Source organism: Colwellia maritima, from assembly GCF_022669015.1.
GTDB lineage: Bacteria > Pseudomonadota > Gammaproteobacteria > Enterobacterales > Alteromonadaceae > Colwellia > Colwellia maritima.
The window spans coordinates 15,135-39,247 of sequence record NZ_JAKKSL010000007.1 but is presented as its reverse complement, the minus strand read 5'-3'; the positions used below and the strand labels follow the sequence as shown (position 1 = coordinate 39,247).

33 protein-coding genes are annotated in these 24,113 nt (G+C 38.9%); 14 read left to right on the top strand and 19 right to left on the bottom strand.

Features of this window, described 5'->3' with window-relative positions; all coding sequences use genetic code 11:
• Window positions 1-81: 81 nt before the first annotated feature.
• The 9 genes from L3081_RS24265 to L3081_RS24225 all read right to left on the bottom strand — a co-directional run bounded on the left by L3081_RS24265 (window position 82) and on the right by L3081_RS24225 (window position 8,525).
• On the bottom strand, window positions 82-1,101 hold the full coding sequence (locus L3081_RS24265) for a hypothetical protein (protein WP_242288990.1): 1,020 nt from the start codon (window positions 1,099-1,101) through the stop codon (window positions 82-84).
• Window positions 1,055-4,234 carry a hypothetical protein gene (locus L3081_RS24260; protein WP_242288989.1) on the bottom strand — a complete coding sequence of 1,060 codons (3,180 nt, stop codon included), beginning with the start codon at window positions 4,232-4,234 and terminating at the stop codon, window positions 1,055-1,057. Before L3081_RS24260 ends, L3081_RS24265 begins: the two co-directional genes overlap by 47 nt.
• 108 nt (window positions 4,235-4,342) lie before the next feature.
• Window positions 4,343-5,284 (bottom strand): hypothetical protein, encoded by a 942-nt coding sequence (locus tag L3081_RS24255; protein WP_242288987.1) that lies wholly within the window; start codon window positions 5,282-5,284, stop codon window positions 4,343-4,345.
• Window positions 5,235-5,534, bottom strand: a complete 300-nt coding sequence (locus L3081_RS24250; protein ID WP_242288985.1) for a hypothetical protein — start codon at window positions 5,532-5,534, stop codon at window positions 5,235-5,237. Before L3081_RS24250 ends, L3081_RS24255 begins: the two co-directional genes overlap by 50 nt.
• Window positions 5,535-5,590: 56 nt before the next feature.
• The gene (locus tag L3081_RS24245; RefSeq protein WP_242288983.1) at window positions 5,591-5,857 is read right to left on the bottom strand and encodes a hypothetical protein; all 267 of its coding nucleotides are present in this window, start codon (window positions 5,855-5,857) and stop codon (window positions 5,591-5,593) included.
• Entirely contained in the window at window positions 5,841-6,347 is a 507-nt protein-coding gene (locus tag L3081_RS24240; RefSeq protein WP_242288980.1) for a hypothetical protein, read from the bottom strand. Before L3081_RS24240 ends, L3081_RS24245 begins: the two co-directional genes overlap by 17 nt.
• 292 nt (window positions 6,348-6,639) lie before the next feature.
• The gene (locus tag L3081_RS24235) at window positions 6,640-6,858 is read right to left on the bottom strand and encodes a hypothetical protein (protein WP_242288978.1); all 219 of its coding nucleotides are present in this window, start codon (window positions 6,856-6,858) and stop codon (window positions 6,640-6,642) included.
• Window positions 6,836-7,030, bottom strand: coding sequence for a hypothetical protein (locus tag L3081_RS24230; protein ID WP_242288976.1), 195 nt, complete (start codon window positions 7,028-7,030; stop codon window positions 6,836-6,838). The genes L3081_RS24235 and L3081_RS24230 overlap by 23 nt, the downstream gene beginning before the upstream one ends.
• 274 nt (window positions 7,031-7,304) lie before the next feature.
• On the bottom strand, window positions 7,305-8,525 hold the full coding sequence (locus tag L3081_RS24225; protein ID WP_242288974.1) for a hypothetical protein: 1,221 nt from the start codon (window positions 8,523-8,525) through the stop codon (window positions 7,305-7,307).
• 168 nt (window positions 8,526-8,693) lie between these two features.
• On the opposite strand from L3081_RS24225, the gene L3081_RS24220 reads away from it, so the two are divergent.
• Complete coding sequence (locus L3081_RS24220) at window positions 8,694-9,437, top strand: hypothetical protein (RefSeq protein ID WP_242288972.1); 744 nt, start codon at window positions 8,694-8,696, stop codon at window positions 9,435-9,437.
• A gap of 110 nt (window positions 9,438-9,547) precedes the next feature.
• Here the strand turns inward: L3081_RS24220 and L3081_RS24215 are convergent, their stop codons facing one another.
• From L3081_RS24215 to L3081_RS24195, 5 genes are read right to left on the bottom strand one after another with little or no spacing between them, the layout of a single operon-like run.
• Entirely contained in the window at window positions 9,548-10,324 is a 777-nt protein-coding gene (locus tag L3081_RS24215; RefSeq protein WP_242288970.1) for a hypothetical protein, read from the bottom strand.
• Complete coding sequence (locus L3081_RS24210) at window positions 10,321-11,328, bottom strand: helicase-related protein (RefSeq protein WP_242288968.1); 1,008 nt, start codon at window positions 11,326-11,328, stop codon at window positions 10,321-10,323. The genes L3081_RS24215 and L3081_RS24210 overlap by 4 nt, the downstream gene beginning before the upstream one ends.
• Complete coding sequence (locus L3081_RS24205; protein ID WP_242288966.1) at window positions 11,315-12,250, bottom strand: ATP-dependent DNA helicase RecG; 936 nt, start codon at window positions 12,248-12,250, stop codon at window positions 11,315-11,317. The genes L3081_RS24210 and L3081_RS24205 overlap by 14 nt, the downstream gene beginning before the upstream one ends.
• A 59-nt stretch (window positions 12,251-12,309) precedes the next feature.
• The gene (locus L3081_RS24200; RefSeq protein WP_242288964.1) at window positions 12,310-12,753 is read right to left on the bottom strand and encodes a hypothetical protein; all 444 of its coding nucleotides are present in this window, start codon (window positions 12,751-12,753) and stop codon (window positions 12,310-12,312) included.
• Window positions 12,753-13,085, bottom strand: a complete 333-nt coding sequence (locus tag L3081_RS24195) for a hypothetical protein (protein WP_242288962.1) — start codon at window positions 13,083-13,085, stop codon at window positions 12,753-12,755. Before L3081_RS24195 ends, L3081_RS24200 begins: the two co-directional genes overlap by 1 nt.
• Window positions 13,086-13,230: 145 nt before the next feature.
• Between L3081_RS24195 and L3081_RS24190 the strand changes: the two genes are divergently transcribed.
• The 6 genes from L3081_RS24190 (at window position 13,231) to L3081_RS24165 (ending at window position 18,002) form a co-directional block, all read left to right on the top strand.
• The gene (locus tag L3081_RS24190) at window positions 13,231-13,734 is read left to right on the top strand and encodes a hypothetical protein (protein ID WP_242288961.1); all 504 of its coding nucleotides are present in this window, start codon (window positions 13,231-13,233) and stop codon (window positions 13,732-13,734) included.
• Window positions 13,735-13,811: 77 nt separating this feature from the next.
• On the top strand, window positions 13,812-14,714 hold the full coding sequence (locus L3081_RS24185) for a ribonuclease HI family protein (protein WP_242288960.1): 903 nt from the start codon (window positions 13,812-13,814) through the stop codon (window positions 14,712-14,714).
• An 83-nt stretch (window positions 14,715-14,797) separates the two neighbouring features.
• The gene (gene ssb / locus L3081_RS24180) at window positions 14,798-15,538 is read left to right on the top strand and encodes a single-stranded DNA-binding protein (RefSeq protein WP_274620745.1); all 741 of its coding nucleotides are present in this window, start codon (window positions 14,798-14,800) and stop codon (window positions 15,536-15,538) included.
• Window positions 15,539-15,799: 261 nt separating this feature from the next.
• Window positions 15,800-16,969, top strand: a complete 1,170-nt coding sequence (locus L3081_RS24175) for an AAA family ATPase (protein WP_242288959.1) — start codon at window positions 15,800-15,802, stop codon at window positions 16,967-16,969.
• Between the two features lie 204 nt (window positions 16,970-17,173).
• The gene (locus L3081_RS24170; RefSeq protein ID WP_242288958.1) at window positions 17,174-17,401 is read left to right on the top strand and encodes a ParB N-terminal domain-containing protein; all 228 of its coding nucleotides are present in this window, start codon (window positions 17,174-17,176) and stop codon (window positions 17,399-17,401) included.
• Entirely contained in the window at window positions 17,379-18,002 is a 624-nt protein-coding gene (locus L3081_RS24165) for a hypothetical protein (protein ID WP_242288956.1), read from the top strand. Before L3081_RS24170 ends, L3081_RS24165 begins: the two co-directional genes overlap by 23 nt.
• A gap of 115 nt (window positions 18,003-18,117) precedes the next feature.
• Here L3081_RS24165 and L3081_RS24160 read toward each other — a convergent pair whose 3' ends face one another.
• The 5 genes from L3081_RS24160 to L3081_RS24140 form a co-directional block, all read right to left on the bottom strand.
• Window positions 18,118-18,495, bottom strand: a complete 378-nt coding sequence (locus tag L3081_RS24160; protein ID WP_242288955.1) for a YbjN domain-containing protein — start codon at window positions 18,493-18,495, stop codon at window positions 18,118-18,120.
• Between the two features lie 13 nt (window positions 18,496-18,508).
• Window positions 18,509-18,679: a hypothetical protein gene (locus L3081_RS24155; protein ID WP_242288953.1), complete on the bottom strand. Its 171-nt coding sequence runs from the start codon at window positions 18,677-18,679 to the stop codon at window positions 18,509-18,511.
• A gap of 89 nt (window positions 18,680-18,768) precedes the next feature.
• Window positions 18,769-19,173, bottom strand: coding sequence for a metal-dependent hydrolase (locus L3081_RS24150; protein WP_242288951.1), 405 nt, complete (start codon window positions 19,171-19,173; stop codon window positions 18,769-18,771).
• Window positions 19,174-19,185: 12 nt separating this feature from the next.
• On the bottom strand, window positions 19,186-19,929 hold the full coding sequence (locus L3081_RS24145; protein ID WP_242288949.1) for an LPP20 family lipoprotein: 744 nt from the start codon (window positions 19,927-19,929) through the stop codon (window positions 19,186-19,188).
• A gap of 84 nt (window positions 19,930-20,013) precedes the next feature.
• Complete coding sequence (locus L3081_RS24140) at window positions 20,014-21,108, bottom strand: PD-(D/E)XK nuclease-like domain-containing protein (protein WP_242288947.1); 1,095 nt, start codon at window positions 21,106-21,108, stop codon at window positions 20,014-20,016.
• Window positions 21,109-21,278: 170 nt separating this feature from the next.
• On the opposite strand from L3081_RS24140, the gene L3081_RS24135 reads away from it, so the two are divergent.
• From L3081_RS24135 to L3081_RS24105, 7 genes are read left to right on the top strand one after another with little or no spacing between them, the layout of a single operon-like run.
• Window positions 21,279-21,785 (top strand): recombinase RecT, encoded by a 507-nt coding sequence (locus L3081_RS24135; protein ID WP_242288946.1) that lies wholly within the window; start codon window positions 21,279-21,281, stop codon window positions 21,783-21,785.
• The gene (locus L3081_RS24130) at window positions 21,782-22,069 is read left to right on the top strand and encodes a hypothetical protein (protein WP_242288944.1); all 288 of its coding nucleotides are present in this window, start codon (window positions 21,782-21,784) and stop codon (window positions 22,067-22,069) included. Before L3081_RS24135 ends, L3081_RS24130 begins: the two co-directional genes overlap by 4 nt.
• On the top strand, window positions 22,066-22,716 hold the full coding sequence (locus L3081_RS24125; RefSeq protein ID WP_242288943.1) for a hypothetical protein: 651 nt from the start codon (window positions 22,066-22,068) through the stop codon (window positions 22,714-22,716). The genes L3081_RS24130 and L3081_RS24125 overlap by 4 nt, the downstream gene beginning before the upstream one ends.
• The gene (locus tag L3081_RS24120) at window positions 22,685-23,011 is read left to right on the top strand and encodes a hypothetical protein (RefSeq protein WP_242288942.1); all 327 of its coding nucleotides are present in this window, start codon (window positions 22,685-22,687) and stop codon (window positions 23,009-23,011) included. The genes L3081_RS24125 and L3081_RS24120 overlap by 32 nt, the downstream gene beginning before the upstream one ends.
• A gap of 2 nt (window positions 23,012-23,013) precedes the next feature.
• Window positions 23,014-23,616 (top strand): hypothetical protein, encoded by a 603-nt coding sequence (locus L3081_RS24115; protein ID WP_242288940.1) that lies wholly within the window; start codon window positions 23,014-23,016, stop codon window positions 23,614-23,616.
• Window positions 23,610-23,900, top strand: coding sequence for a hypothetical protein (locus tag L3081_RS24110; RefSeq protein ID WP_242288938.1), 291 nt, complete (start codon window positions 23,610-23,612; stop codon window positions 23,898-23,900). Before L3081_RS24115 ends, L3081_RS24110 begins: the two co-directional genes overlap by 7 nt.
• Window positions 23,897-24,088 (top strand): hypothetical protein, encoded by a 192-nt coding sequence (locus L3081_RS24105; protein WP_242288936.1) that lies wholly within the window; start codon window positions 23,897-23,899, stop codon window positions 24,086-24,088. Before L3081_RS24110 ends, L3081_RS24105 begins: the two co-directional genes overlap by 4 nt.
• Window positions 24,089-24,113: the final 25 nt, after the last annotated feature.

Genomic DNA, 24,113 nt, shown 5'->3' with positions numbered 1-24,113 from the left:
GTTGAACATTTTATATGACAACAAATAGCCAGAACAAAAAAGCCGGCCGGTTAAGTGGCTTTTTATTTTGTTAGGGAAGGATTACCAACCTATTGTTGCAGTAACTTCTTCTCCCGAATCATCTACTGCACGAATATTGACTTGCTGCGTTGGATGAAGCACCTTACTGAATCTTAATGTTGAGCTACCCGATGTTTCTTCGTTTTCACCCCACTGGTAAAGTGTTTTAATAATTTTACCATCACTATCGCTACAGTTAGTACTTACAGTAATACTTGAGCTAGTTTCAGTTAATGCCGGCTCACATACTGGAGGCTGATTAGGCATAACTTCAACCGTATCAATATACTCTTCAACTTGACCCATGCGTGATGTAGCAATTACTTTTACTTCATACTCACCCGCTGTTTCAAACTCAACTTTGTTAAATGAAGATTCCGCATCAGGTACCCTAACTCCATCAACAAACCACTCATACGAACCTGAATAATCTCTTGGGTGGCCGGGATCAACCGATACACGATACGTCATGACAAGCGGCGCTCTTAAATAATCGTTACTACTATATTTAGTCACTTCAACCAACATTGGATCAGCTTCTACAACATCAATGAACTCTGTTAACTCTACTGAATTACCTCTATTGTCACTCACTGTTACTGTAATAAGGTGCATTCCCGGCTTATTAACAATAAACTTAGCCGTCTTGTCTCTAATACTGCTTATCTCGATAGCATCTTCATCAACAACCCAATCAAAGTTAAATTCAACTCCTGGAGCATAAATAGATGCCATTGATACGGTGGCTGTTACTGGCGCCGGTGCAATAGCCTCGGTTACGTTAATGGCCATCACAGGTGTTGGCATTTCATAACTCCATATCGCTACTTTCTCAGTTCGCTCTGAATAAGTTGACTCTTTATAGCCTTCAACCCATGCACGGTATATAAAGGTACTGGTACCTTCTTCTGATATATCTGCTTCAGTTAATAAGTACTCTGTCGTTTTGCCATCAATAACATCGCCTGACGGTGTAACAATTTCAGAAATAATATTAGCAATAATTCGTGAGTTTCTGTTTGTTGCTTTGCCGAATTTCAATCACCTTATCTACTTCACCATGTCTAGGTACTGACATTGAAACCATTAATGGTGACGGTGTAGACAATGTTACTCTGTGTGAATCATCAGCATAACCATCCTCACCAACATCATCCGAAGTATTTGCCAATCTATGACGCACTTGTATTTCATAACTCTTAACGTCACTGTGAATAAAGGTTTCATCCCCTTCAACCCATGTTTGACCTAAATCTGTTGACCACTCAAACACGCCATCACTTTCAGCAGACAACATATCTGATATTTTTGCTGTAAAGACAGAATCTTGATCAGGATAAACTGACGTAGGGCCTTCTATATTAATTGTTGCAACATCGTAGGCTATTATTTTCAATGCTTCGCTAACTGATTCAATACCAGTTATTTTGTTATTAGTGCGAACACGTAAGAATTTTTCTTGCGGTTGCTCTAATTTTTCTCGGTACATCCTTTCATCTTCAAATGTCGGATCTTCTGTCCACGTTATACCGTCATTTGATGTTTCCCATTTTACAGTACCAAGAACACGCATATCATCAACACTATCAAACTCGTAACGTGCCATTAAGCTAAGTGGAATTGGGCCTTCTACCGTTCTAGCAGAAACAGAGCCTTCAACTGCTGTACCTTTTAAAACACGAGTATATTTTGGTGTTGACACAATTTGCATCTCAAAACCATCAACATGAGACTTAGCATTTGCTACTGCGTAGTATGCTTTATTCAAATCAAATAATTCTTGAGTCGGCACATCAAATGACGTTAAACCATTACCATCAATGTCCTTTTCTTCAGTAATCATAATGTAATCACGACCTTCTTTATACGCAAGATGCATTTTCCAATCGCCCATACTTTCATGATCAAATTCATATTCACCTTCACGGCGATCATAAACACCAACTCGTGCATTAATGGTAACTGTATCTAGTGTGTTGGTTTCATCAACCATAGGCTCTGCATACGCGCGGGTTCGAGTACTGGGTGTAACAACCAAATCAAATTCAGCACTATCCTGGCTATATTCATCCATAACGTGATACGCATTTATTTTAAACGGTACCACATCCCATACTTGCGGCTTTAACTCTGTCTTTTTATTTAATGTATTACGCACCGTGTAAGATGCACTCATTCTACGTTGGCTGATTTCTTCTTGCTCAGTGTAAAAAGGATTTTCAATATCTATATTCACACGGGCCGGCACTGTGTCCATTTCATATCGTGTTATTAAACGGCCATTATGCGCAATAGAGTAAACCCCATCACTGATTTGATTATAATCTGTAACATCTAATTTCAACGGGGTAGGTGCTGTTACATCTATGGTAAAACTATTTTCATAAGCCACTGCTTCTGAGCCATTGTGATTGTGATAGATCACTTGATAACTAATAGGCACCTGCCCTACATCTTTCACCGCACCTTCAAGCTTGTAAAAAGAACCTGTAAATGTAGGACTTAATCCATCTGGTAATTCAGTGAATTTAACCGTACAGCCTTTTTTTACCGACCCTGAAATCATGACAGCCAACTCTTTAGTGCCACTCATAAAACATTTCATACCACCAGTTTGCGTTAAATACATACTGGTTTCTTGAACACGTGAATATAATGACTCAGGCTTGTTATACATTTCAAACTCAACTGGCATATAGCCTAGTTCAAATGATTTTACTGCCTCATTACCTGCCCCATCTACCGCTGTAACTATGACCTCTACAGGTGTTCCAGGAATCATGTCGTCGGTATTATTTAATTGTGAAATATACGGTTCTCTATTTTCTCTTTCTGCTTCAATCTCATTCACTTTAACACTGGTGATTTTAGTACCATCTGGCCAACCGCCATTAGCTACAAAGGTCAGATCGTTTAAAAAATATAAATCCGTCCCTGATTCTTCACGTAATTGTATATCACCAATGAGTGCTTTTATATCAGGTGCATAACGATCCACAACATTGTCTGAATAGATTTCCCCACCACCATTTTCATTATCATCTTCAACAATAGTTTCCACATTATATTTACCGTCAGGAATTTTTGCTGTGCTATAGCGATAAATCATGTTTTCACCTGATATTTCAGGATCTCCTAGTGATTCAAGGTAAAACTCCGTACGATACATAAAGTTTGGAACATCAAATCGTATGCGAGTACCGTCTATATCTATTATATCGCTATGTTCTGATCCTAATTCGGTTTCGAGTTTGATTCTTGACTGCTGTGGTTTCCACCAGTCTCCATCTTTGTCGGTGTGAGGCGAAGAAACGACCATTACCGCTTCTTCAGGTTCAAGTGTTATATCAACACCACCTACATTTACCGTTTTAGTAATACTTTTATTGTCAGCATTATAAGCAAAACCTACTGCTGTTGGACCTCGATAATCCCAATTAATTGTTAAATCAGTAGAATGAGCATCAGTAAAATAAGACTTCTGATCTGTTGCTAATAAACCACTTGCAATTACTCCTTGTGCTTCATCACTATCAGCACCCGGAGAAAAAGCATCTATGGCAATTAAACATGTTGTTTCACCAGTTTTAACTTTACAGTCAAATTCATTGAGTGTTAATAATTGAGGGTAAGGACGTTCCTCGACCTCAACTTCCCAACCAAACAATTTGTCACTCTTTTTGTATGTTATTTGCTCGGCACCATCTCGCAATTCTCTTTGCCACTTTGCTTTTACTTCAGTTATTGCAGGTATCACTGGCATCTCAGCATCCGCAATGTAGGTATCCTTTAATAAAATGGTTTTTTCACCCTGATTAATAATAGATATTTGGTAATCAAAACCTATTTGTCCATCAGATTCAAGAACTCCTTCAGCTTTTAACCACGACATTTTTAGACCGTGTGTGTCTCCTGTCCATTCAAACAAACATAATGGTGAACCACCATAAAATGACGTTTCTGCTGCTATTGGATCAGTTGTGAAATCACATATCCCACCTTTTTCTTCTATTTGAAGACGGAAATCCTTCACGTGTGCCACGGGCTGCTCCGTGGATTCAACTTTGACCACTGGATATGCTGTTTCAACCTTACCTGTATAAGTGACACCACCATGAGCAAAGGCTGTGACTCCACTTAATGCTGCCAGTATACTCATACGCAATTTGTTCATAATAAGTCCTAACTTGCCTAATTTACTATGATGAATTTAACCATAAAAAAAGGCTCTCTAAGTTATTAGAGAGCCCTTTATTCGATACCTAATTATTTAAGCCATGTTTTATATGAAGGGTGATACCTCCTCCTTAATACAACGCCCCTCTGATGGCACAGCAATAAACCCTGGTTCACAGACAAAATCAGCACTATCAATAATCAATTCTTTGCATGAATAGCTATCTTCATCGATTGACGCACCACCGCTCGTACAAGTGGTTTTAACCGCTTCCTCTTCATAATAATCACACCCCGGCTTAGTTAGTGAATAAGCACCTTCTGGGCATGACCAATCAACTTCTTGGGAGTCAACGTCTTCACAGTTCCCGTTAGTCGAGTTTAGCGAGTAGCCCGCACCACACGTTCCAACATTGGTTGCTTGTGTCGTACTCACACATTGAGTTTCATCAAACACAACCTGATCGCTATTACAATAATAATCCACTGCTTCATTGAGTACTCTATCACACTGGTTGCCTGATAAATCCCACCCACTATCACAACTATAAACCACATCTTCAATTTTAATGTTTTCACATTGGTATGGATCAGCACTTAACGTGAAATCTGCATTACAATTACCTTGCGATGGATTCGCTTCATTTATATAACACTGTGAAGCATCCAAATCAGTGCTTGCTGAAGCACATTCAAAAACAGCCTGCTCTAAAGTCGTTTTATTACAACTTAAACTTCCATCTTCTAATGTCACCTCTTCATAACCTAAAGGACAAGCATCTTGGAGATCTAAAGTCATGGACATACCACACGTTATACCTGACTGATCGTAACCTGTTGGGCATCGTTGGTAATTTAAAAAGCTTTCACAAACACCGCTACCACCATTGTTAGTGCTACTGCTAATCAAAGCATAACTGTCGGGGCAGTGAAAGCCACTACCGATAGTAGAGTTGTAATCACCTTCAATGATTTTGTCACATTTGCTACGACTACCGTCATAGACGTATCCTGCTTGGACAACCTTGATAAGCGGATTGAGTGGCAATACACGCTGCACCGTCTTGTGTGTAACCTACAGGACAAGTACCTGACTCAGGTATATCAACCGACTTTTCACAAACACCGCTACCACCATTGTTAGTGCTACTGCTAATCAAAGCATAACCGTCGGGGCAGTGAAAGCCATTACCCATAGTAGAGTTGTAATCACCTTCAATGATTTTGTCACATTTGCTACGACTACCGTCATAGACGTATCCTGCTTGGACAACCTTGATAAGCGGATTGAGTGGCAATACACGCTGCACCGTCTTGTGTGTAACCTACAGGACAAGTACCTGACTCAGGTATATCAACCAAACTTTTCACAAACACCGCTACCACCATTGTTAGTGCTACTGCTAATCAAAGCATAACCGTCGGGGCAGTGAAAGCCATTACCCATAGTAGAGTTGTAATCACCTTCAATGATTTTGTCACATTTGCTACGACTACCGTCATAGACGTATCCTGTTGGACAACCTTGATAAGCGGATTGAGTGGCAATACACGCTGCACCGTCTTGTGTGTAACCTACAGGACAAGTACCTGACTCAGGTATATCAACCGGCTTTTTCACAAACACCGCTACCACCATTGTTAGTGCTACTGCTAATCAAAGCATAACCGTCGGGGCAGTGAAAGCCACTACCGATAGTAGAGTTGTAATCACCTTCAATGATTTTGTCACAATCGCCATTACTAGTATCATAGACGTACCCTGCCGGACAACCTTGATAAGCGGATTGAGTGGCAATACACGCTGCACCGTCTTGTGTGTAACCTACAGGACAAGTACCTGACTCAGGTATATCAACCGACTTTTCACAAACACCGCTACCACCATTGTTAGTGCTACTGCTAATCAAAGCATAACCGTCGGGACAGTGAAAGCCATTACCCATAGTAGAGTTGTAATCACCTTCAATGATTTTGTCACATTTGCTACGACTACCGTCATAGACGTATCCTGCCGGACAACCTTGATAAGCGGATTGAGTGGCAATACACGCTGCACCGTCTTGTGTGTAACCTACAGGACAAGTACCTGACTCAGGTATATCAACCACTTTTCACAAACACCGCTACCACCATTGTTAGTGCTACTGCTAATCAAAGCATAACCGTCGGGGCAGTGAAAGCCACTACCGATAGTAGAGTTGTAATCACCTTCAATGATTTTGTCACAATCGCCATTACTAGTATCATAGACGTACCCTGCTTGGACAACCTTGATAAGCGGATTGAGTGGCAATACACGCTGCACCGTCTTGTGTGTAACCTACAGGACAAGTACCTGACTCAGGTATATCAACCACTTTTCACAAACACCGCTACCACCATTGTTAGTGCTACTGCTAATCAAAGCATAACCGTCGGGGCAGTGAAAGCCATTACCCATAGTAGAGTTGTAATCACCTTCAATGATTTTGTCACATTTGCTACGACTACCGTCATAGACGTATCCTGTTGACAACCTTGATAAGCGGATTGAGTGGCAATACACGCTGCACCGTCTTGTGTGTAACCTACAGGACAAGTACCTGACTCAGGTATATCAACCAGACTTTTCACAAACACCGCTACCACCATTGTTAGTGCTACTGCTAATCAAAGCATAACCGTCGGGGCAGTGAAAGCCACTACCGATAGTAGAGTTGTAATCACCTTCAATGATTTTGTCACAATCGCCATTACTAGTATCATAGACGTACCCTCTTTGGACAACCTTGATAAGCGGATTGAGTGGCAATACACGCTGCACCGTCTTGTGTGTAACCTACAGGACAAGTACCTGACTCAGGTATATCAACCACTTTTCACAAACACCGCTACCACCATTGTTAGTGCTACTGCTAATCAAAGCATAACCGTCGGGACAGTGAAAGCCATTACCCATAGTGATAGCAGAGGAACTAGGCGCTTGAGCGGCACTAGAGGCACTAGAGATACTAGAGATACTAGAGATACTAGAGATACTAGAGATACTAGGAGCGCTAATGTTACTAGATGACTGCTTGCTACAGCTAGATCCTGACTGTGTATATCCCGTAGGACAACCTTGATAAGCGGTTCTTGTTGCAATACACGCAGCACCATCTTGCGTAAAACCTACAGGACAACCCGTTATAATTGGCGTGGTTTCGGTGCCAACACATTTTTCTTTTATTACACTTGTATTCATTTACTATTTCGGTAAGCTCGTACCCATCAGCGCAAGCCTCTGAAAATGGCGCAGATTCTACTTTTTCACACGATCCGTCAACGAGCGTATAATCACTTGGACAAGAAGGTGACTTCGCAACAATTAGGTGACACATTCCATCCGTAAAATGATAACCGCTAGGGCATGATTCAACAGCCTCTATATCAATAGAAACACATTCAGTGCCATCAACTGAATAACCGCTAGGGCAGTTTTCAGTGGCGCTTTCGGTTTCGTCTTTATGACATCCACCAACACCATCATTAACATAACCTGCAGGACAAGACTGAACCTTGACCGTCAACGCACGACATTCACCATTTTGCAATGCGTAATCCGCCGGACAATTTTCAACACCTTGAGAATCAAGATAACGACAAGTGGTACCGTCTTTCGTCCATTCCGCTCCCGATGGACACGTTTGCGTTGCAGCAACAGTAAATTCTTGAACACACTTACCATTTTGTTTAACAAATGGTGCATCACAATACTCTACAACAGCCGATTCTTCGGTTTTACGACAATCAAGTGTATCTTCCTGATATTCAGAGTTACTTGGACATTCATACTCAATTGTTGAATATGTCACCTTATAACAATCATTAGGTGTTTCAGTAAAACCCGATGGACAGGCTTCTACCTTGATTTGAGGAATATCAATACTGTAACTTGCCACTCCTTCAATACCTGGCACCATTGGATAAACAGGTAAAGTCAATTTGTGATCAGAAGTTGTTAGGTTTTTTACTAATACCTTAGTTTCACCGGGCAAGACTGTTTCTCCACCCACAACTACACCATAAGGCGCATTCTCATCTAACGTAAACGATATTTCATGTGGCCCTCTCGCCGCAACACCATTTTCATCCGTAATAATGCCCGTTTCAATTACTGATACTGGATCACCTGTTACTGTCAATAATTCCTTGTCAACAGGGAGCGCCTTAACTGGCTCCAATACCACTTCACTACTGATAGCCGCACCACTTAGCAGGCTTAATCCTACCAATAGTGACAACCACTTGTTTTTATAATTACCCATATACACACCTATTAATCCTAGATTACTAAGGTGGATTTTACCGATAAAAAAGTATCATGAATTTGTTAGGGGCTATTATATTGAATGTCTAATTATTTGTTTTTTGGTTTTGTGGCGAGAAATAACAAGAAATGTAATATAGAGGCACTTACTTTTGGAGGCTTTATTATGCAATCACCACAATACAATCACCCGCAACAGGGTTCAATGCCAAACAATTACAACCAACACGCACCTCAACAGCAAGGTGGTTATACTCAACAAAGACAGCAAGCGCCTCAACAACAAAGTGGCTATGCTCAGCAAAGACAACAAGCGCCTCAACAACAAGGTGGCTATGCTCAGCAAAGACAACAAGCGCCTCAACAACAAGGTGGCTATGCTCAACAAAGACAGCAAGCGCCTCAACAGCAGACAGAAGAAGCTAAAAGTTTTTTACAAGTAAAAACACATGGAGGAAAAGCAGCCTTTGAATTCTCACCTGACAAAACAAAAGATGGTTGGTCAACAATCAGGCTCGAAGGTGCAGCCAAACTTAACAACAACACCAAGCAGTACGATTGGAAAAATAAAATAACCATTCAAATTACTAAAAGTGAACTTCCTGTTATTGCCGCTGTATTACTTGGGTTTATGCCATCTTGTGAATTTGGTAATCACGGTCAAACCAACAAAGGGTTTGCGTTAATCAATCAAGAAAAAGCTTTTTTTAAAATCTTTGAACCTGGTGAGCGTAAGCGTATGTACGTATGCCCCGTTCCGTTGGTTGAAGCAAATTTAATGGGTACATTAGCACTCGCACAACACACAGCGAATTTCCCCTCACTTAGCTCTGACAGTGCATTAACCGCTATAAGATCGCTCGCATCACAAATGAATAAGTCGGGTGTAACACCATTAGCAAAAACCTAATGGTGTTACCAAATACAAAGCTTTGTTCTGAATTATTAAAAAACACACTAAAAACCCGTTAAGTATTTGTTTTTATTAAATGTTAATTGTATTTATGTCAAACTATGGGTTCATCGACAACTGGCTCTACCTAATATCTTGTTGGTTAGAGTCAGTAATCCAACCAATAACCCACTCGTTAATATCACCATGATCAGAAATGGCATGACAAGTAATACACCACTGGCAATTTCAGCATCTATCGTTACTCTATCACCAAGAGCATAAACAGAAAGTAGCACATAAAGACTTAGCGTGATTACAACCCCTGCACTTGCCCCTTTAAAATCAGCGCCGCTTGGTACACTAAATATCGCCATATTAACCATTAAAAACGCCCACAACCAAAAAACACCATCACTGTAGTGAACCTTCGTTAAATGAAAAAGCGTGTCAGCGGTACTTACAATATCAGGCAGTTTCACCCACTCACTGTCTTGGGGGATGTATTTAACACTTAGCAGTGACGGCATGAGATGAACAGTTACCCAGTAGCAAACAACACCACCACCAAGTAAAGGCGCGAACCCAATCAACATATTAGCAAAAGGAGACAAAAACGTCTTTTTGTAGCGATGTTCAACATACCCAAGCGTATTGGCTTGCGTTACCTGAAAAAACACTACTTTATCAACCTTATGGCCACACAATAACGCCACCAGTGCGTGTGACAATTCATGTATTGGCACAAAGGCAGCAGCCGAAAATAACATCAATGGGCGACCACCCAAACGATTTAATTCTAACAAGTATCTACGTTGGATTTTTAAAATAACAAACAAAAAAGCAGCCACACCAAACCATTGGCCAAACGCCCCAATTAACACATTGATTATTTCCTGCATCATGCCGCCTCTCGCCTTGCTAAAATATCTTCTACGGTTGCATCTATATCATCAATATTACATTTGATGTTCTTGATCATGACATCAACTGAGCCATGCTGTGTTGTTCCATTTGCCGTTATATCCCCAATCCCTCGCAATCGCATATCCTGATGCGCCGGCTCAAAACCATCACTGATTTGTTCAAGTAACTGTAAACGTATCATTGAATCAGGGTTTTTAATTTCTTTGGGTAAGTACAGATCACAAAAACCAACACCGCCATGCCTAACCACCCTTCCTCTAATTTGATGAAGTACTTGTAAACCGAAACGCTCGGCATGAACAACAACCACTCTTTCAAGATCTGGTATCGTGATCCCCACCTCAACGGTTGTTGTTGAAATCAAAATATCAGCATCACCACCTTTGATAGCTTTAATGGCCTGTTCATTTTGCTCTGTAGATAACTGAGCATGAGATAAAACGATTCTGTTAGGTGCAAAGCGCTCGAACTTTCTCGCCAGATCTTGAGCAGATACTAAGCCGCCCTCTTCTTCATCATCTTTTGTTTCTCGTTTAGGACAAACAATCAACACTTTTTTACCTGATCGTACCGTGTCCATTACGCCTTTCATCATCACAGCATTGTCAGTCTTATGCCATATTTTTGTATGAATAGTCTTTTGAGCATGACACTTTGTTATTTTGAATATCTTAACCGCGCCATAAATCGCCAGAGCCATTGTTCGTGGTATCGGTGTTGCAGACACTTCAATTAAATGAGTATGTTCGCCCCTTAATTGCTCTCTCTGCCCTGTTGCCATTTTTTGCTGTTCATCACATACCACTAAATCCATCTTTCCCATATCTCTATGTAAAAGTGCTGTAGTCCCAACTACTATAGCTGCATCGGGGTTAACTTTCTTGCCCCCTGTAATAACACCTACACCAAACCAAAAATGATCATAGTAAGAGGCTATTTCCTCATAAATTTGTGCCGCTAGATTGGAGTTAGGCAATAACACAGCAACGCGACCTCCGGCCGGCAATGTAAGCCGCTATCACAGCATATACAGCCGTTTTGCCTGTACCTACATCACCAGAAATCAACCCGTTTAACATCTCACCTTTTCGTATTGTGGCAATAGACTCATTCACAATATCTGATTGCTCTTGAGTTAACTCAAAAGGGATTTTCTCAACTAAAGCGCGGTAATCAGCACCAAACAAGGCAGGAACAGTAACAATATTTTCTTCGGTTGCCCTACTTAATAATGTATCAGCCGCAACCACATTGGCTATTTTTGTCATAATACTTAATGCAGTATATGCCATCGATAGACTATCAGGCTTATGTAATTGGAACAGTATGGTTTCCAATGTCATAGATTGACATTGGAGGTATTGTCGTAATGATTGTGTGCTTTTAAAGTGCTTGATCAGTTTCTTTCTGATCTCAATACTAGCCAAAGGGATTGCAATATCTAAATGTTTATTGATATTCACTCTGACATTCTCTGGTGTGATTTTTCCTGCTTTACCGGGATAAACAGGGATAATACTACCCACTGATTCATCGGGCACTATTTTAGCTTCGTTTAAATAAATTTTACCATTAAAAACGGTAGGAACACCGCTAACGTAAAATGTTTGCTTCTCATTTAATGTTTCTACTAGTTTTCTTGTGTCACCAAAAAGCGTAAACATGGTGTTGTATTGACCATCAGTGACAGTGAACTTTGTGTGTGGTTTTTTGTTCTTCCATTCAATGACAGGACTATTGAATAACGACACTTTAAATAATGCCGTCTGACCCAGTGGCATTTGTTCAGGGTGCAAACCACCCCAAACGTGAGAATTGTCTTCAAAAATTACAGGACAATACAAAGGGACTTGCCATAATTCTTCGATTCCTACTGATTTTAATCTACCTAATTTACTTGCCATGATAAAGAGTTCCTTGTTGCTTACTTTATCTTACCTCTTACTAGCAATGCGGCAACAAATCAGCAAACACGAAGGTTTGGTGTTTTTAGCTCAAGCCCCTCCCACCAACTCAACATTATATTGAACGCCCTTTCTTCATTATTAACAAACGCATGGTGTGACTCTTTATTTTTTATTTCTTCATTACTAACCGTAAGGTATTGAAACGCCTCTCTATAGCTAGCTACTACAATTCTCTCCAATACCTGATCAAACATTAAAATATGCGGTATTTTTTGAATGAAAGCACCTTCCCAATCGAATGGCTTTAGTATAGAACGATTTCGTGAAAACTCTTTGTAAGCTTTCAACACAGACGGATAATGCAATACACTTGAATCCTGACCATCAAAAAAATGAATGCCACTTTGCGTATGAAGCAAAGTGAAGTATCGCCTTTGCGTCATTACACCTAGCACTTCCATCATTAACGGGCACCAAGGGAGCATGGTAATTACATTCACTACGCAGCCTGCCTTGAGTTCACTAAAACTCGTAATTGTCTTAACCATTCTAGTCTGATAGGTATACCACTACCCCACTCGCTCACGGTGATTTTTGGATACCCAATTTTATCATTCTTACTTCTTATAATCAGGTTCACAACATTCAGTAATGCGTTAGCCAACTTATACTCGAAAGATTGCTTACCATACCAATCTTCAAAAAAACACTTATGTGCTTTTATTTCATTGAAAATTAGCTCTACATCATCCAACTTAATAGCATTACTTAATAACATTTCCGATTGAGTGATAACGGATGTTACGCGACTATTATCAATATTTTTTGTCAACAAAATAGATACCCCTTTAATTCTTATTCGCAATTTTACACAAGAAGGTGTTTTTTATAATTGTTAGAGCCTCATTTTTACGATGTCTAATTTTTCTGTTTATGTTTTTTACAGATAAAATAGTGAAAAACATAAGGAGAACACATTGAAAATATCAAATACATTTAAAAAAGTCGCCGCACTAGCTCTTATTGCTGCCACTGCCACAACAACATTAATCTTGACCCAACCAATGCCAATTGATGATGTTCAACCTCTAATAACAGGGAAATGGCTTCATAATCCTGGTGCTTGTATTGGAAAATTACCCCGCAATGGATTTTTTGATGTATCAATTTTTACTACGAACCCCACTGAAGTTGTTGTAAATAAAATAGTACTTGATGAAGGCCGTATATCTGAACTAGATAGCGATCAAATAGAATTCGCACAAGAAAAAATAGACACTGTTTTTGCGATATGTGAAAAAATATCACAACCTAAATCGACACCAACTATGTTTCACTATAAACACCCTCTTAAAGAGTTTTCTGTTATTTATTACCCCGAAGAAGATTTGTTAATTCAAACAAACAAAAGCGAAGTATTATTATTCCAACGCCTAGATAGTATAGATATGTCTTCGTTACAAGTAGTTGATTCTATTTGATCGTTTTGTAGCGCCATTTCATAGGTGTGAAATCATAATGTTCATCATCCAAAGCAAGCTTATTGATAGGAGTCTTTATGCTTTTAGCAAACACTACGGCAGGTTCAGTATGGCAAAACCTCATTAACTCAGATTGCCTAACTAACATAAGCAATAACATCCTTTCGCAACTTACTGACGTATTAAATCAGTTGAGCCATCTTAACGCGAATGAAGCTATTTATCTCTCCGGCAACGGCAAACCATCAGTATGTGTTGCTGACGTAATAGAATTAATAAACAAGCGTATTGCGCGTCACCCGACTTATCGCTTCGGTGAAAAGAGAATTATAATGGCTTATTCAGGTTATTTCGACGGAGCAGCTAGACCAAATCCCGGTGAACTCGGTATGGGAGTATCCATTGTTGATGATCAACAACGTGAAATAGATTGGGGTTATGCGTATAAACCGCACGGCACAAACAATGAAGCAGAATACCTCTCTGCTATCCTACTCATGCGACAAGCATTACATCATGGGTACACTAAGCTTGACTGTTACGGTGATTCTCAAATAGTGATTAAGCAAATCAATGGCGAATGGTCGGTATCTGCTGAATCTCTGAAAAAGTTGAATAAAAAAGCCCTTGAACTTGCAAGTAAATTTGAACATATATCGTTTACTTGGATAGCCAGAAACAAGAATTCTCGCGCAGATGAATTGTCTCGTATCGCCATAGATAACAAAGATAGTGACAGAAAAAAACAGAAAGTAACAAATGAAGTTATAGAATCTGCACCCGTAAGTAATGTCACTCCTTTACAAACAAAAAGTAAAACAATCGTTCGTCAATTAAAGAACGGTAATTATCTTGTTGTTGAAGATACGCTAACTTGTATTGTTAATACAAAAACAATGTCATGCAACTGCCCTGTTTTTATTATTAATAATCAATGCAAGCATACCAATACTTTTATTCAGTGCAACCAACAGGCTTAACCACTTTGTTGCGAGAAGTACTAAATAGCGTTTAATAGATGTAACTAACAAACTAGACAAATATAACAACTGGAGAAGATATTATGAGTAATGGAATTAATAAAGTAATTTTAGTTGGTAACTTAGGTAAAGATCCTGAAGTGCGTTTCATGCCAAATGGCGGTGCTGTAGCAAATATCACAGTAGCCACTTCGGACGCATGGAAAGACAAGCAAACAGGTGAACAAAAAGAAAAAACTGAATGGCATCGTGTGGTAATGTTCGGTAAGTTAGCTGAAATTGCGGGCGAATTTTTGAAAAAAGGCTCAAAGGTCTATCTTGAAGGTGCATTACAAACACGTAAATGGCAAAATCAACAGGGACAAGATCAATATACCACTGAAATTGTTTTACAAGGCTTTAATGGTGTAATGCAAATGTTGGATGGTAAATCATCTAATCAGGCACCACACACACAACAGCAGGGCGGTTATGCGCAGCAAGGACAGCAAACTAATCAAGCACCACACACACAACAGCAGGGCGGTTATGCGCAGCAGGGACAGCAAACTAATCAATCACCACAAAGACAACAGCAGGGCGGTTATGCGCAGCAAGGACAGCAAACTAATCAAGCACCACAAAGACAACAGCAGGGCGGTTATGCGCAGCAAGGACAGCAAACTAATCAAGCACCACACACACAACAGCAGGGCGGTTATGCGCAGCAAGGACAGCAACAACCTAAAATCAATCCACAAGAACCATCAATTGATTTTGATGATGATATTCCGTTCGCTCCTATCGGTCTAGCACAAAGCCATCACTACATTCACTGTATTTAATCAATCACTTTTGTTTAAAAGGAGCGTTTGTCGCTCCTTTTTTAATTGCAGCACAAATAAATCACCAAGTTTCCATTGGAAACACGCTAAACCCCTTTATAAATATAGCTTTAAAGAAACACAAAAAGTCACTTCCTGCTAAAGTTTTACAATCCAATCAAACATCAAATAAAATTAATTACCCAATAATTCACAGGAATTATTGTTTTTATTGTGATTTCATGTGAATATTAAAGAATATAAATTACAAGTGGATTTAACATGAAAAAGAATAAAGCACTTCATGACCTTGATGAAATAATCTCTTTATGTGACGCATATGTACAGGTTTCACACCATGAAGCAAACAAGCCAGAGCACCAGAAACGTTTCAGACACTTTTCTATCAATGAAGCTGCCAAGCTTGTTGGCAGAGATAGATCCACTATTCGTAAGTTGGAGCTGTCAGGCGCACTACCTCCCCCGATCAGAGATAGTAAAAACAGACCAAGATACACGATTGAACTAATCAACGGAATGAGAAAGTACTTTGGTATTAATCCATCAAGAAACCAAGACACTGATGAACCCATCACACTAGTTAATGCGAATTTTAAAGGTGGTTGTGGCAAAACCACCACCACTGCAAGTTTATCTCATTATCTTGCAATCCAGGGGCATAAAGTCCTCGTTGTTGATATGGATTCTCAAGCATCTTTAACCAGTTTTTTTGGATATATGCCTGATTTAGATTTCTCACAAGAAAGCACAGTATTACCATATTTTAAAGGTGAAAAAGACGATCTTAAATATGCTATTTTAAAAACACATATTGACAACGTAGACATCATTCCAAGCTGCCTTGAATTATATCATGCAGAAATAGGTTCTGTTTCACATATTGCCGAATTGGATGATCAACAAGATAAGGTGGATTTTTTCTACACCCTTAAATATGGTCTTGATACGGTTAAAGACGATTACGATATTATCTTAATTGACTCTCCTCCATCATTAGGCATTATATCAATATGTGTGTTGTTGGCCGCTGACGCTCTACTTATACCTTGTGCCGCCAAAATGCCTGATTTCACTTCTACTGCACAATTTTTCCGAATGTTTAGGGATTACATCCAATTAATATCGCCTGAAAAATCGTATAAGTTTATGAAAGTTGTTACCTCTTTATATGATACACGCGATAGTAGTCAAGCAAAAATGCAAGAAGTTCAAAAGGGCTGTTTTATGGATTCGTTATTAAAAACACCATTGTTTAGATCCGATGAAATTGGCAACAGTGCTGCAGATTTTAGAACCCCGTATGATCATGACAAATTAAACAAGCGCGTGGTTGATGCAATGGAAACTACATTTTCAGAGATTGAAACTGAAATACTGAAAACATGGCCAAGTAAACATAAAGAGCTAATAGAGAAGGGTGTTATTGTATAAAGTTTCCATTGGAAACGGGACGCAGCCTATATAAACAATAGCCAAATGAATATCGAATAAGTCACTCGGAGCTAAAAATATGACTTCAATAGCAGATAAAATAAAACTCGCTAAAGAGAAAGCAGATAACAATAAGCCGGACCTACCAAGCAAGGTTCAGGAAACGTAATAGGGCAGGTCGTAAATGACGAACGAAGTAAATCCATGACCAAAGCAAGGCGTATTGCTATTATTAGTGTTGACCCCAGAGTGTGTCGTCCATGGGCAGTGCATGATCGTGATGCTGTGTGGTTCACAGAAGAGCGATCTAAAACACTATTAGATTCAATTAAAGCAAACGGGCAAAAAAACCCGGCATTGGCGAGAAAAATTTCAGACAGCGATTACGAATACGAAATAATTGTTTGGTATGCGAAGACGTTGGGCATGTGAGGTATTAGGCAGACCTCTTGATATAAAAATTATTGAGGGTGATGATCAAGCTATCTCATTAGAAATGCACATAGAAAACCAAGAAAGGGAAGATCTGACACCTACCGAAGAAGCCATTAGTTATTACCAACTTATTCAATATGGCGTTTATGCTACTTATGATGAATTAGCCGCGCATTGGGGTGTATCAAAAAGCAAAGTAAGCAAAGGCGTTAAAGCAGCCTCAGTCTTAATCGAACCCCATATCAAGGATACACTAATAGACCCTACTGTACTATCTGTATCAGCGTTAGGTAATTTGGCTAACCTAATGTCAAACGCTGAGAATAAGAAAGTTATAATCAAAGCAGCTAAAAATCTCAAAAGCCAGTCAGTAAAAAAATCAAGTAAAGCGTGTTTGGATATATTGTTAAATTCGGTCGTTGTTAGCAAAAAAGAAACGTATCAGGAAGTGAACCAAAAGGTAAAGGTGGGTGATACACAATGCAAAGTTAAAAGAAATATGAAAGGTAAAGTTTCTATTGAATTTGATTCGTTTAATGAACTATCAAACGATGAGATTTTTTCGTTGTTTTCTAGCGTACAAGCAGCACTAAAATAACACATATTATTTATCAAAATTTATTACAATAAGTCAGTTTTATTCTCAAAAGTGACTTATTGTAACCCCTAAATATCTTGTAATACAAAGCCTGCCGTATGTTTCTCGTGGAAACTCACTTAAATAACGAGTTTTTAATTGCTAACACTTCTTTGTTAAAATCAAGGATGTTCCACAATACATTTTCAACACTGCGCCCACCTTTAAAGTTTATAGTGGTCCTAAATTCCACATTTTCATTTTCATCGACAATAACCCGACCAAAAAGTAACTCTCTGTTTAGATTGGCTTGTATTTTGGGAGCAAGATACATAGGCAAGGAAAATCGATAAGCAACTTCTATTAGTAATGATTCTTCCGACTCAATACAATCCCAGGTCGCAAATTTGTCTTTATTTGAAAACACCACCTCACCACATTCCGTTGTCATTATTACGGTTGTTTTTTTACTTTCTAAACTAATTTCTAATTTGGCATTAGTTACTGATGCCAATAATTCTATTAGGTCAAGTTGGATTAACAGATTCTAAAAGCCGGTGCAGCAACATACTACTACCTGACATTTCAAATATTCTATCATCATTATCATGAATGGACGCATTACCATTTGACAATACTGATAAAACATCTTCGTCGGCTTCAAAAATATTTTGCGAATTACACTCTTTATCTGACATTTATTTAAATTCCTATTTAAAGTAAAACATAGACTATTGCACTAATAAGTATTGAACTAGCCAATATAGTCTCTCCTACTGTACCTGTTTTAGCAGTTATTAAACCGCGATAATTTTTTCGAAAAGGGTAGAGCAAAGGCACACCTGAAGGTGTTAAATAATCCCCCAAACAAATGCAACAAGTACCCCATTGCTAACCACGAGATCACGACGCTTTGGAAAGTGTAAGCCGCATAACTAACGCCGGCGACAGCAATCAAACTGTGCGTTATCCCTCTATGCCCAAATAGCGCACTAATGGGATATGAAATAAACTTAAATCGCTTCCCTAATGTAGAATCAGGGTGATCTAAATCAGGGAGAAGCGAGCCTACCATTGTTAGTAGCCATCCGATCGCAACATCTAATGTTAAGCCCCACTGTCCACTTGTCACAACATCCACGTAAACAAGGAAGGCTGCGGTCGCTACCGTTAAATGCCCAAGAATCATCATAATTAATAACCTTTATTTAATAAGTGAATTAAGTGGAGACAGGTTGGAAGCATCTTGACTCGTTTCAATTATTTCACTTTCACTCTGCTGTTTTAAAATATCAGCACGGGTTTTAATGGCCTCTTGTTCACGTGAAAACTTAGCATCAGCCTCCTCTTGCTTTTGCGTTCGACGTTTGTCTAAACGACGCTCTAAATCATCAAAAGCAATTTGAACATCCTTATTCAACGCTTTGGCTTTCTCGTCTGCTAACACCTTATTAAATTGGTCGTAAGGCAATTTTAATAAAACGTAAACGTTATTCACGCCCGCAATAGGTTTTACTATTTGTTCAATTACTTGGTATCCAACAACAGGCACAGCATCAACAATCTTATCTATCAAGAAAGTGGTTTGTGTTGTCACATCACCATCACTACCCCCTTGCTCGTATGCTCGCTCTGAGCCTGACAATTCTTGTTTATACATACTGGCCGCAAATTCTGCTTGTAGACGCGCTGATTTTAACCCGTGGCCTAATCTTTTAGATTGAGCAATACCAACACCGTACATTCCCGTAGCATCAGGATGAGGAGGTTGTAAGACCCAATCAGGCGCGGCATCAATTTCCTTTTCACGTTTTTCTTGCTCTAATTCTTCTTGATCTAACACCGCTTCGTTTATTGCCTCGATACGCTCTGCAACGTCTTCTCCTGGACTGTTCGCACAACCGGAAAGAACACTTGCTACAACACTAACTAATAATATTTTTTTCATTTTAGTCACCTCTTAAAAATAGTTATTTTAATACAATATATTGGGTTTTATTTTGGTAGAGAGCCTTATATCAAGCCTCTACTGCTACTTCATTAGCGTCATAGTGCAGTCGTCTTTAGACCAACCGTACCAAACACCTGTCTTTTGACATTCAGCCATCTCCTTTAATCCTGTTTGAACCATCTCACTCGCACGTATCGATCTAGTTCGTGGTAAATTATATGGCTGACAAATATCCGCATGGACATATTCAGTCGCCACAAACGTAAACTCTTTGATTTCTATTCCTGACAATAACGCTACATACTTATAGAATTCTTGTTGACCGTCATAATGTAAATCGTTTAATTGACGAGCAAATTTTTCTGGTCGTGTAGATAACGTGGTCTTCAAATCCACTGCTTCATCATCAAAACGCAACCAGTCAAATTTTACTTTCAACATCATGTTTGTTTTTGGGCAGCGATGAAAAATTGCAACTTCTGGCAAACCGTTACTAATATATGCATCAGCTTCTTTATGTTGTCTTGTCGTTCTAGCAGCTCTATGAGCATCGTCCCACACTTGACCATCAACAGGGATTTTTCCACCATAGGTAGTCACATCTTCCCCTTCAAACACCATAGTCCCTTTAACGCCTTGCTTGTCATACTCACGTTGTTGAATATCCTCAAACACTTCTGCTGTGGGATCGGCGGCGATTAATCTCGCTATTTTTTCTGCTTTAGTCCCGCTTTTCTTTAAACCTAATTTCACAAGTTGTTCTTCAATTTGTACAGCCGTATGTAAAGCATCTGGATAATCAATTGGCATAACATCTCTAAAATAGCGATCGTAGTATCCTTCTGGCTCTAAGACTAAGCTATGTGAATGAGTTCCGGCGTCGAACGTGTTTTGCATTGCCGTTGTTCTCTTTCTTGTGATACCCGACAAGTACTCACGATAATAATGTGCAGGAGAATCAATGAACTTTTTAAGTTTTGATGAACTCAGTGCGGGTAGGGCATGATAAACATCGTTAGGCATGTCTAAATATATCCCTTCGATAATTTCTCCCGCATCATCAAGATAAGTCGGCTTACCATTGATGTATGATGGTTTAGCCCGCTCTATCCAATTCGACAATTCATTCTCTTTATTGTCTTCTTCAAATTCATCTATCATTAATGCTTGAGACATTGTGTTTCACCTTTCGTTTGTATCTATGCCAACCATTTAACCATAAGCTTTACATCTCGCAACAAAGTGGGAATTACCGTTTTTACTGGGTTTTGTTGGGTTTTCTAGTTTGTTGCGGGCTTTATGATGTGACGTAATATAGATAACAACTGAAACGACGGAGAATAAACATGAGCAACACAACCCCATTAGTTACTCGCCTTATTGAGCTTTATAAAGACAGCGAATTTAAGGCTGAATTTACACAGAACTATTTAAAGCATGGAGCGAGTCTTACTACTATTGATAACGAGTACACATTGGCATTTAAAATGATTAACAACAGTGTCGCTACTGCAACGGTTCCTGCTTTATCTTCAGTATCTAGTCATAAACTAAAGCGTATATTGTTATCTATTAGTTCAACTGGACTTAGTTTTGAACCAATGAAAAAGCATTTCTACTTGAGCACACAAATATCAACTAGTGGTGCTTTAGAACCTCTGTTTATTCTTGGCTATCGGGGTATGCGGTATCACGCTGCTAAATCAGACTTAGTAGATAACATTCTTTGTGATGTTGTTTTTGAAAGTGACTCCTTTACTTGGCTTGGTAACGATACTCGTCCTCTTTTTTCTAGCCCTTCTAGTCGAGAAAATGATGATATTGTTTGTGCCTTTGTCTTGGTTATATTATGAAAGATGGCTCATTTATGGGGTGTAAAATACCAAAAGAGCAACTGTACAGCTCTGCAGAAAAGGATATACAACTGAAACTAAGTTTAGGGTTAAGAGCGGAGGACAGCCTTTATGGTGGTCCTTGGCGAGAAAAGTGTTTTCGCGTATTAGCACAAAGAGCATTATTTCGTGATTTTCATGATTTTTTTGATATTTCGCCTGAGTTGTTTTCAGATAATGAAGGTGATCAAGAGTGTGATTTAAGTAAGCAATTTGAAGAAGCATTAGCAGGAGCTAACCAATGAGAGAATTAATAACAAGTCTGAATAAATCACTTGGATCGCAACACAACAAAGAGATAAACAAATGGGTTAATAAGCAGTACAACCGCATCTCACAATATGGACAAGAAGCAATTTCTTTAAATGATGTAAAACCAAGTGAGGTAGTCAATGTTGTGATGTCAACAATGACACAGCTAGATTTAACCCCTATAGAGCTATTTAGATATTGTTTGGTTGTTCCTTCGCTAAACAAAGGGTTACAGTCTTTTATCGCTGTGATGGAAATAATGCCCGGATTTTACAAACACCAACTTACAGTAGGTAAAAAAATAGCAATCAATGACATGGCTATTGCTTATCATGGTGAACGTTTTGAGCGATACGGCTCGGATAAGCATATTATTCATAAACCAAACCTTGAAAAGACTCATCAAAAATACTGTTTTATTAATGGCACTATTATTGATGAAAGCAAACAATTTAGCGTAGGCTTTAATGAAGCCGAGATACAAGGAATAGGTGAGTCTATTTTTGAAAAAAAATACAATGGCGTTAATCCTTTTAACAAAAAAGAATGGGATGATATCGTTTTTTCTGCGTTGTATCACCGCTTGTATGATGAGCCAAAGATTTATTATGCAAATAGAAAATGTTTTAAAAGAAGATAAACTTATAAAATTCGAAGCAGCCAGAAAGAATATGTTAACTTATTATGATGAAGATTCTGATACCGAAAAGGAAAGTCTAGTTTATTCTAGCTATGGTCAGTTGATTGCTAAGAAATCCAATCGCTTTAATGCATTGACAGCAAGAAAAAGTCAGAACAGTAGAAAACCTGATTTAAAAGTGGTTGCCTCGAACCCTCAAATACCCAAAGTTAAAAAAGCCGAACCTAAAACAGTTGAAAAAGCATTAACAGTCTGTGACAAAGGGTATGTAAATGATGAGTGGGGTGGATTTTAATCATGTTTAGAAAAGAAGATAAATACATTAATCATGCGCGAAAATATATTCAGCAATATTACTCACCTAATGTGATTCATTATATTGAACTGGAGAAGCGCACGACCAAGTTGCGCTTGCAAAAGTTCATGATACATGAGTTAAGTGATGGCAGTTATGTAGTATCCCGTACAACCTATAATTGTCGTGGTTGGCAAAACGCAGTAGATCATGAGCCGCGTCTATTCATAACCAAACACAAACATTTGGCCTTTAAAAGCGTTAATATTGAAGTTACGGCACTTGAGCAAGAAGAATATGAAGTAACGGACGAATTTAATGGCGAACTGTGTAAAGACCTTAAAGATATTCGTTGTTTTTCTAGGCCAACTTTTCAAACAAACACACAGTTTTTCAAGAATAATGCGCAAAAACCAAATGATTTTTTATTTCAAGACTTACCTGGAGGACTGCAAATTGTACTACTAATTGATGAACAAGGTAATATTAGCATTAGTGATCTAGAAACGCCGACGGGGTTCGTTGTTAACGATTATGCGTTTACCGGTCGTGCTAGTTTGTTTGTAAAAGAGCCGCACAACAAGATGGATTTAGAGGGATGTTAGCAGAGGCTATTTTCGATGGTGATAATCTATTTATTACTGATGCGAGTTATTTTCATAACGTGGACTTATCTAACATGCCTTTTTGCGACCGATATAAAATGTTACGTAAACACTTACCTTTGTCTGAAGATAATGGGGCCAGTGGCCTTGTTAAGTCACGAGAATTACCTATACAGCAGTGGGGGGCAACCTCAAGATATGGTTTTATCAAAGGATTAATGGTCAGAAAAAAACTGAGCAGGGTAGTTTTTGTCGCTTTGGTGGCAAATCTACACCGTCAGTGATTATTGGTGAAAAGGTGCCGGCTTGTTTTGATTGTGTAAAAGTGGATAAGAATATAGCAACATTACGTAAGCAAGATTCAAAGCAATCCTTTAAAATAAAACACCCAGTACTTGAAACAAAAATGATGCTGAAGTCAGTGAGTGTTATTGGAGCTGTTAACACCACTGAACTTGCATTGATTTTCTAGTGAATATCTTTTGGAGATTTCGTGT

Bases quoted from the DNA above. Each gene is read 5' to 3' on its own strand.
- L3081_RS24260 (WP_242288989.1), bottom strand. From the start codon at position 4,234: ATGAACAAATTGCGTATGAGTATACTGGCAGCATTAAGTGGAGTCACA.
- L3081_RS24225 (WP_242288974.1), bottom strand. From the start codon at position 8,525: ATGGGTAATTATAAAAACAAGTGGTTGTCACTATTGGTAGGATTAAGC.
- L3081_RS24220 (WP_242288972.1), top strand. From the start codon at position 8,694: ATGCAATCACCACAATACAATCACCCGCAACAGGGTTCAATGCCAAAC.
- L3081_RS24215 (WP_242288970.1), bottom strand. From the start codon at position 10,324: ATGATGCAGGAAATAATCAATGTGTTAATTGGGGCGTTTGGCCAATGG.
- L3081_RS24205 (WP_242288966.1), bottom strand. From the start codon at position 12,250: ATGGCAAGTAAATTAGGTAGATTAAAATCAGTAGGAATCGAAGAATTA.
- L3081_RS24185 (WP_242288960.1), top strand. From the start codon at position 13,812: ATGCTTTTAGCAAACACTACGGCAGGTTCAGTATGGCAAAACCTCATT.
- ssb (WP_274620745.1), top strand. From the start codon at position 14,798: ATGAGTAATGGAATTAATAAAGTAATTTTAGTTGGTAACTTAGGTAAA.
- L3081_RS24175 (WP_242288959.1), top strand. From the start codon at position 15,800: ATGAAAAAGAATAAAGCACTTCATGACCTTGATGAAATAATCTCTTTA.
- L3081_RS24170 (WP_242288958.1), top strand. From the start codon at position 17,174: ATGACCAAAGCAAGGCGTATTGCTATTATTAGTGTTGACCCCAGAGTG.
- L3081_RS24165 (WP_242288956.1), top strand. From the start codon at position 17,379: ATGCGAAGACGTTGGGCATGTGAGGTATTAGGCAGACCTCTTGATATA.
- L3081_RS24155 (WP_242288953.1), bottom strand. From the start codon at position 18,679: ATGTCAGATAAAGAGTGTAATTCGCAAAATATTTTTGAAGCCGACGAA.
- L3081_RS24150 (WP_242288951.1), bottom strand. From the start codon at position 19,173: ATGATGATTCTTGGGCATTTAACGGTAGCGACCGCAGCCTTCCTTGTT.
- L3081_RS24145 (WP_242288949.1), bottom strand. From the start codon at position 19,929: ATGAAAAAAATATTATTAGTTAGTGTTGTAGCAAGTGTTCTTTCCGGT.
- L3081_RS24140 (WP_242288947.1), bottom strand. From the start codon at position 21,108: ATGTCTCAAGCATTAATGATAGATGAATTTGAAGAAGACAATAAAGAG.
- L3081_RS24135 (WP_242288946.1), top strand. From the start codon at position 21,279: ATGAGCAACACAACCCCATTAGTTACTCGCCTTATTGAGCTTTATAAA.
- L3081_RS24130 (WP_242288944.1), top strand. From the start codon at position 21,782: ATGAAAGATGGCTCATTTATGGGGTGTAAAATACCAAAAGAGCAACTG.
- L3081_RS24125 (WP_242288943.1), top strand. From the start codon at position 22,066: ATGAGAGAATTAATAACAAGTCTGAATAAATCACTTGGATCGCAACAC.
- L3081_RS24120 (WP_242288942.1), top strand. From the start codon at position 22,685: ATGCAAATAGAAAATGTTTTAAAAGAAGATAAACTTATAAAATTCGAA.
- L3081_RS24115 (WP_242288940.1), top strand. From the start codon at position 23,014: ATGTTTAGAAAAGAAGATAAATACATTAATCATGCGCGAAAATATATT.
- L3081_RS24110 (WP_242288938.1), top strand. From the start codon at position 23,610: ATGTTAGCAGAGGCTATTTTCGATGGTGATAATCTATTTATTACTGAT.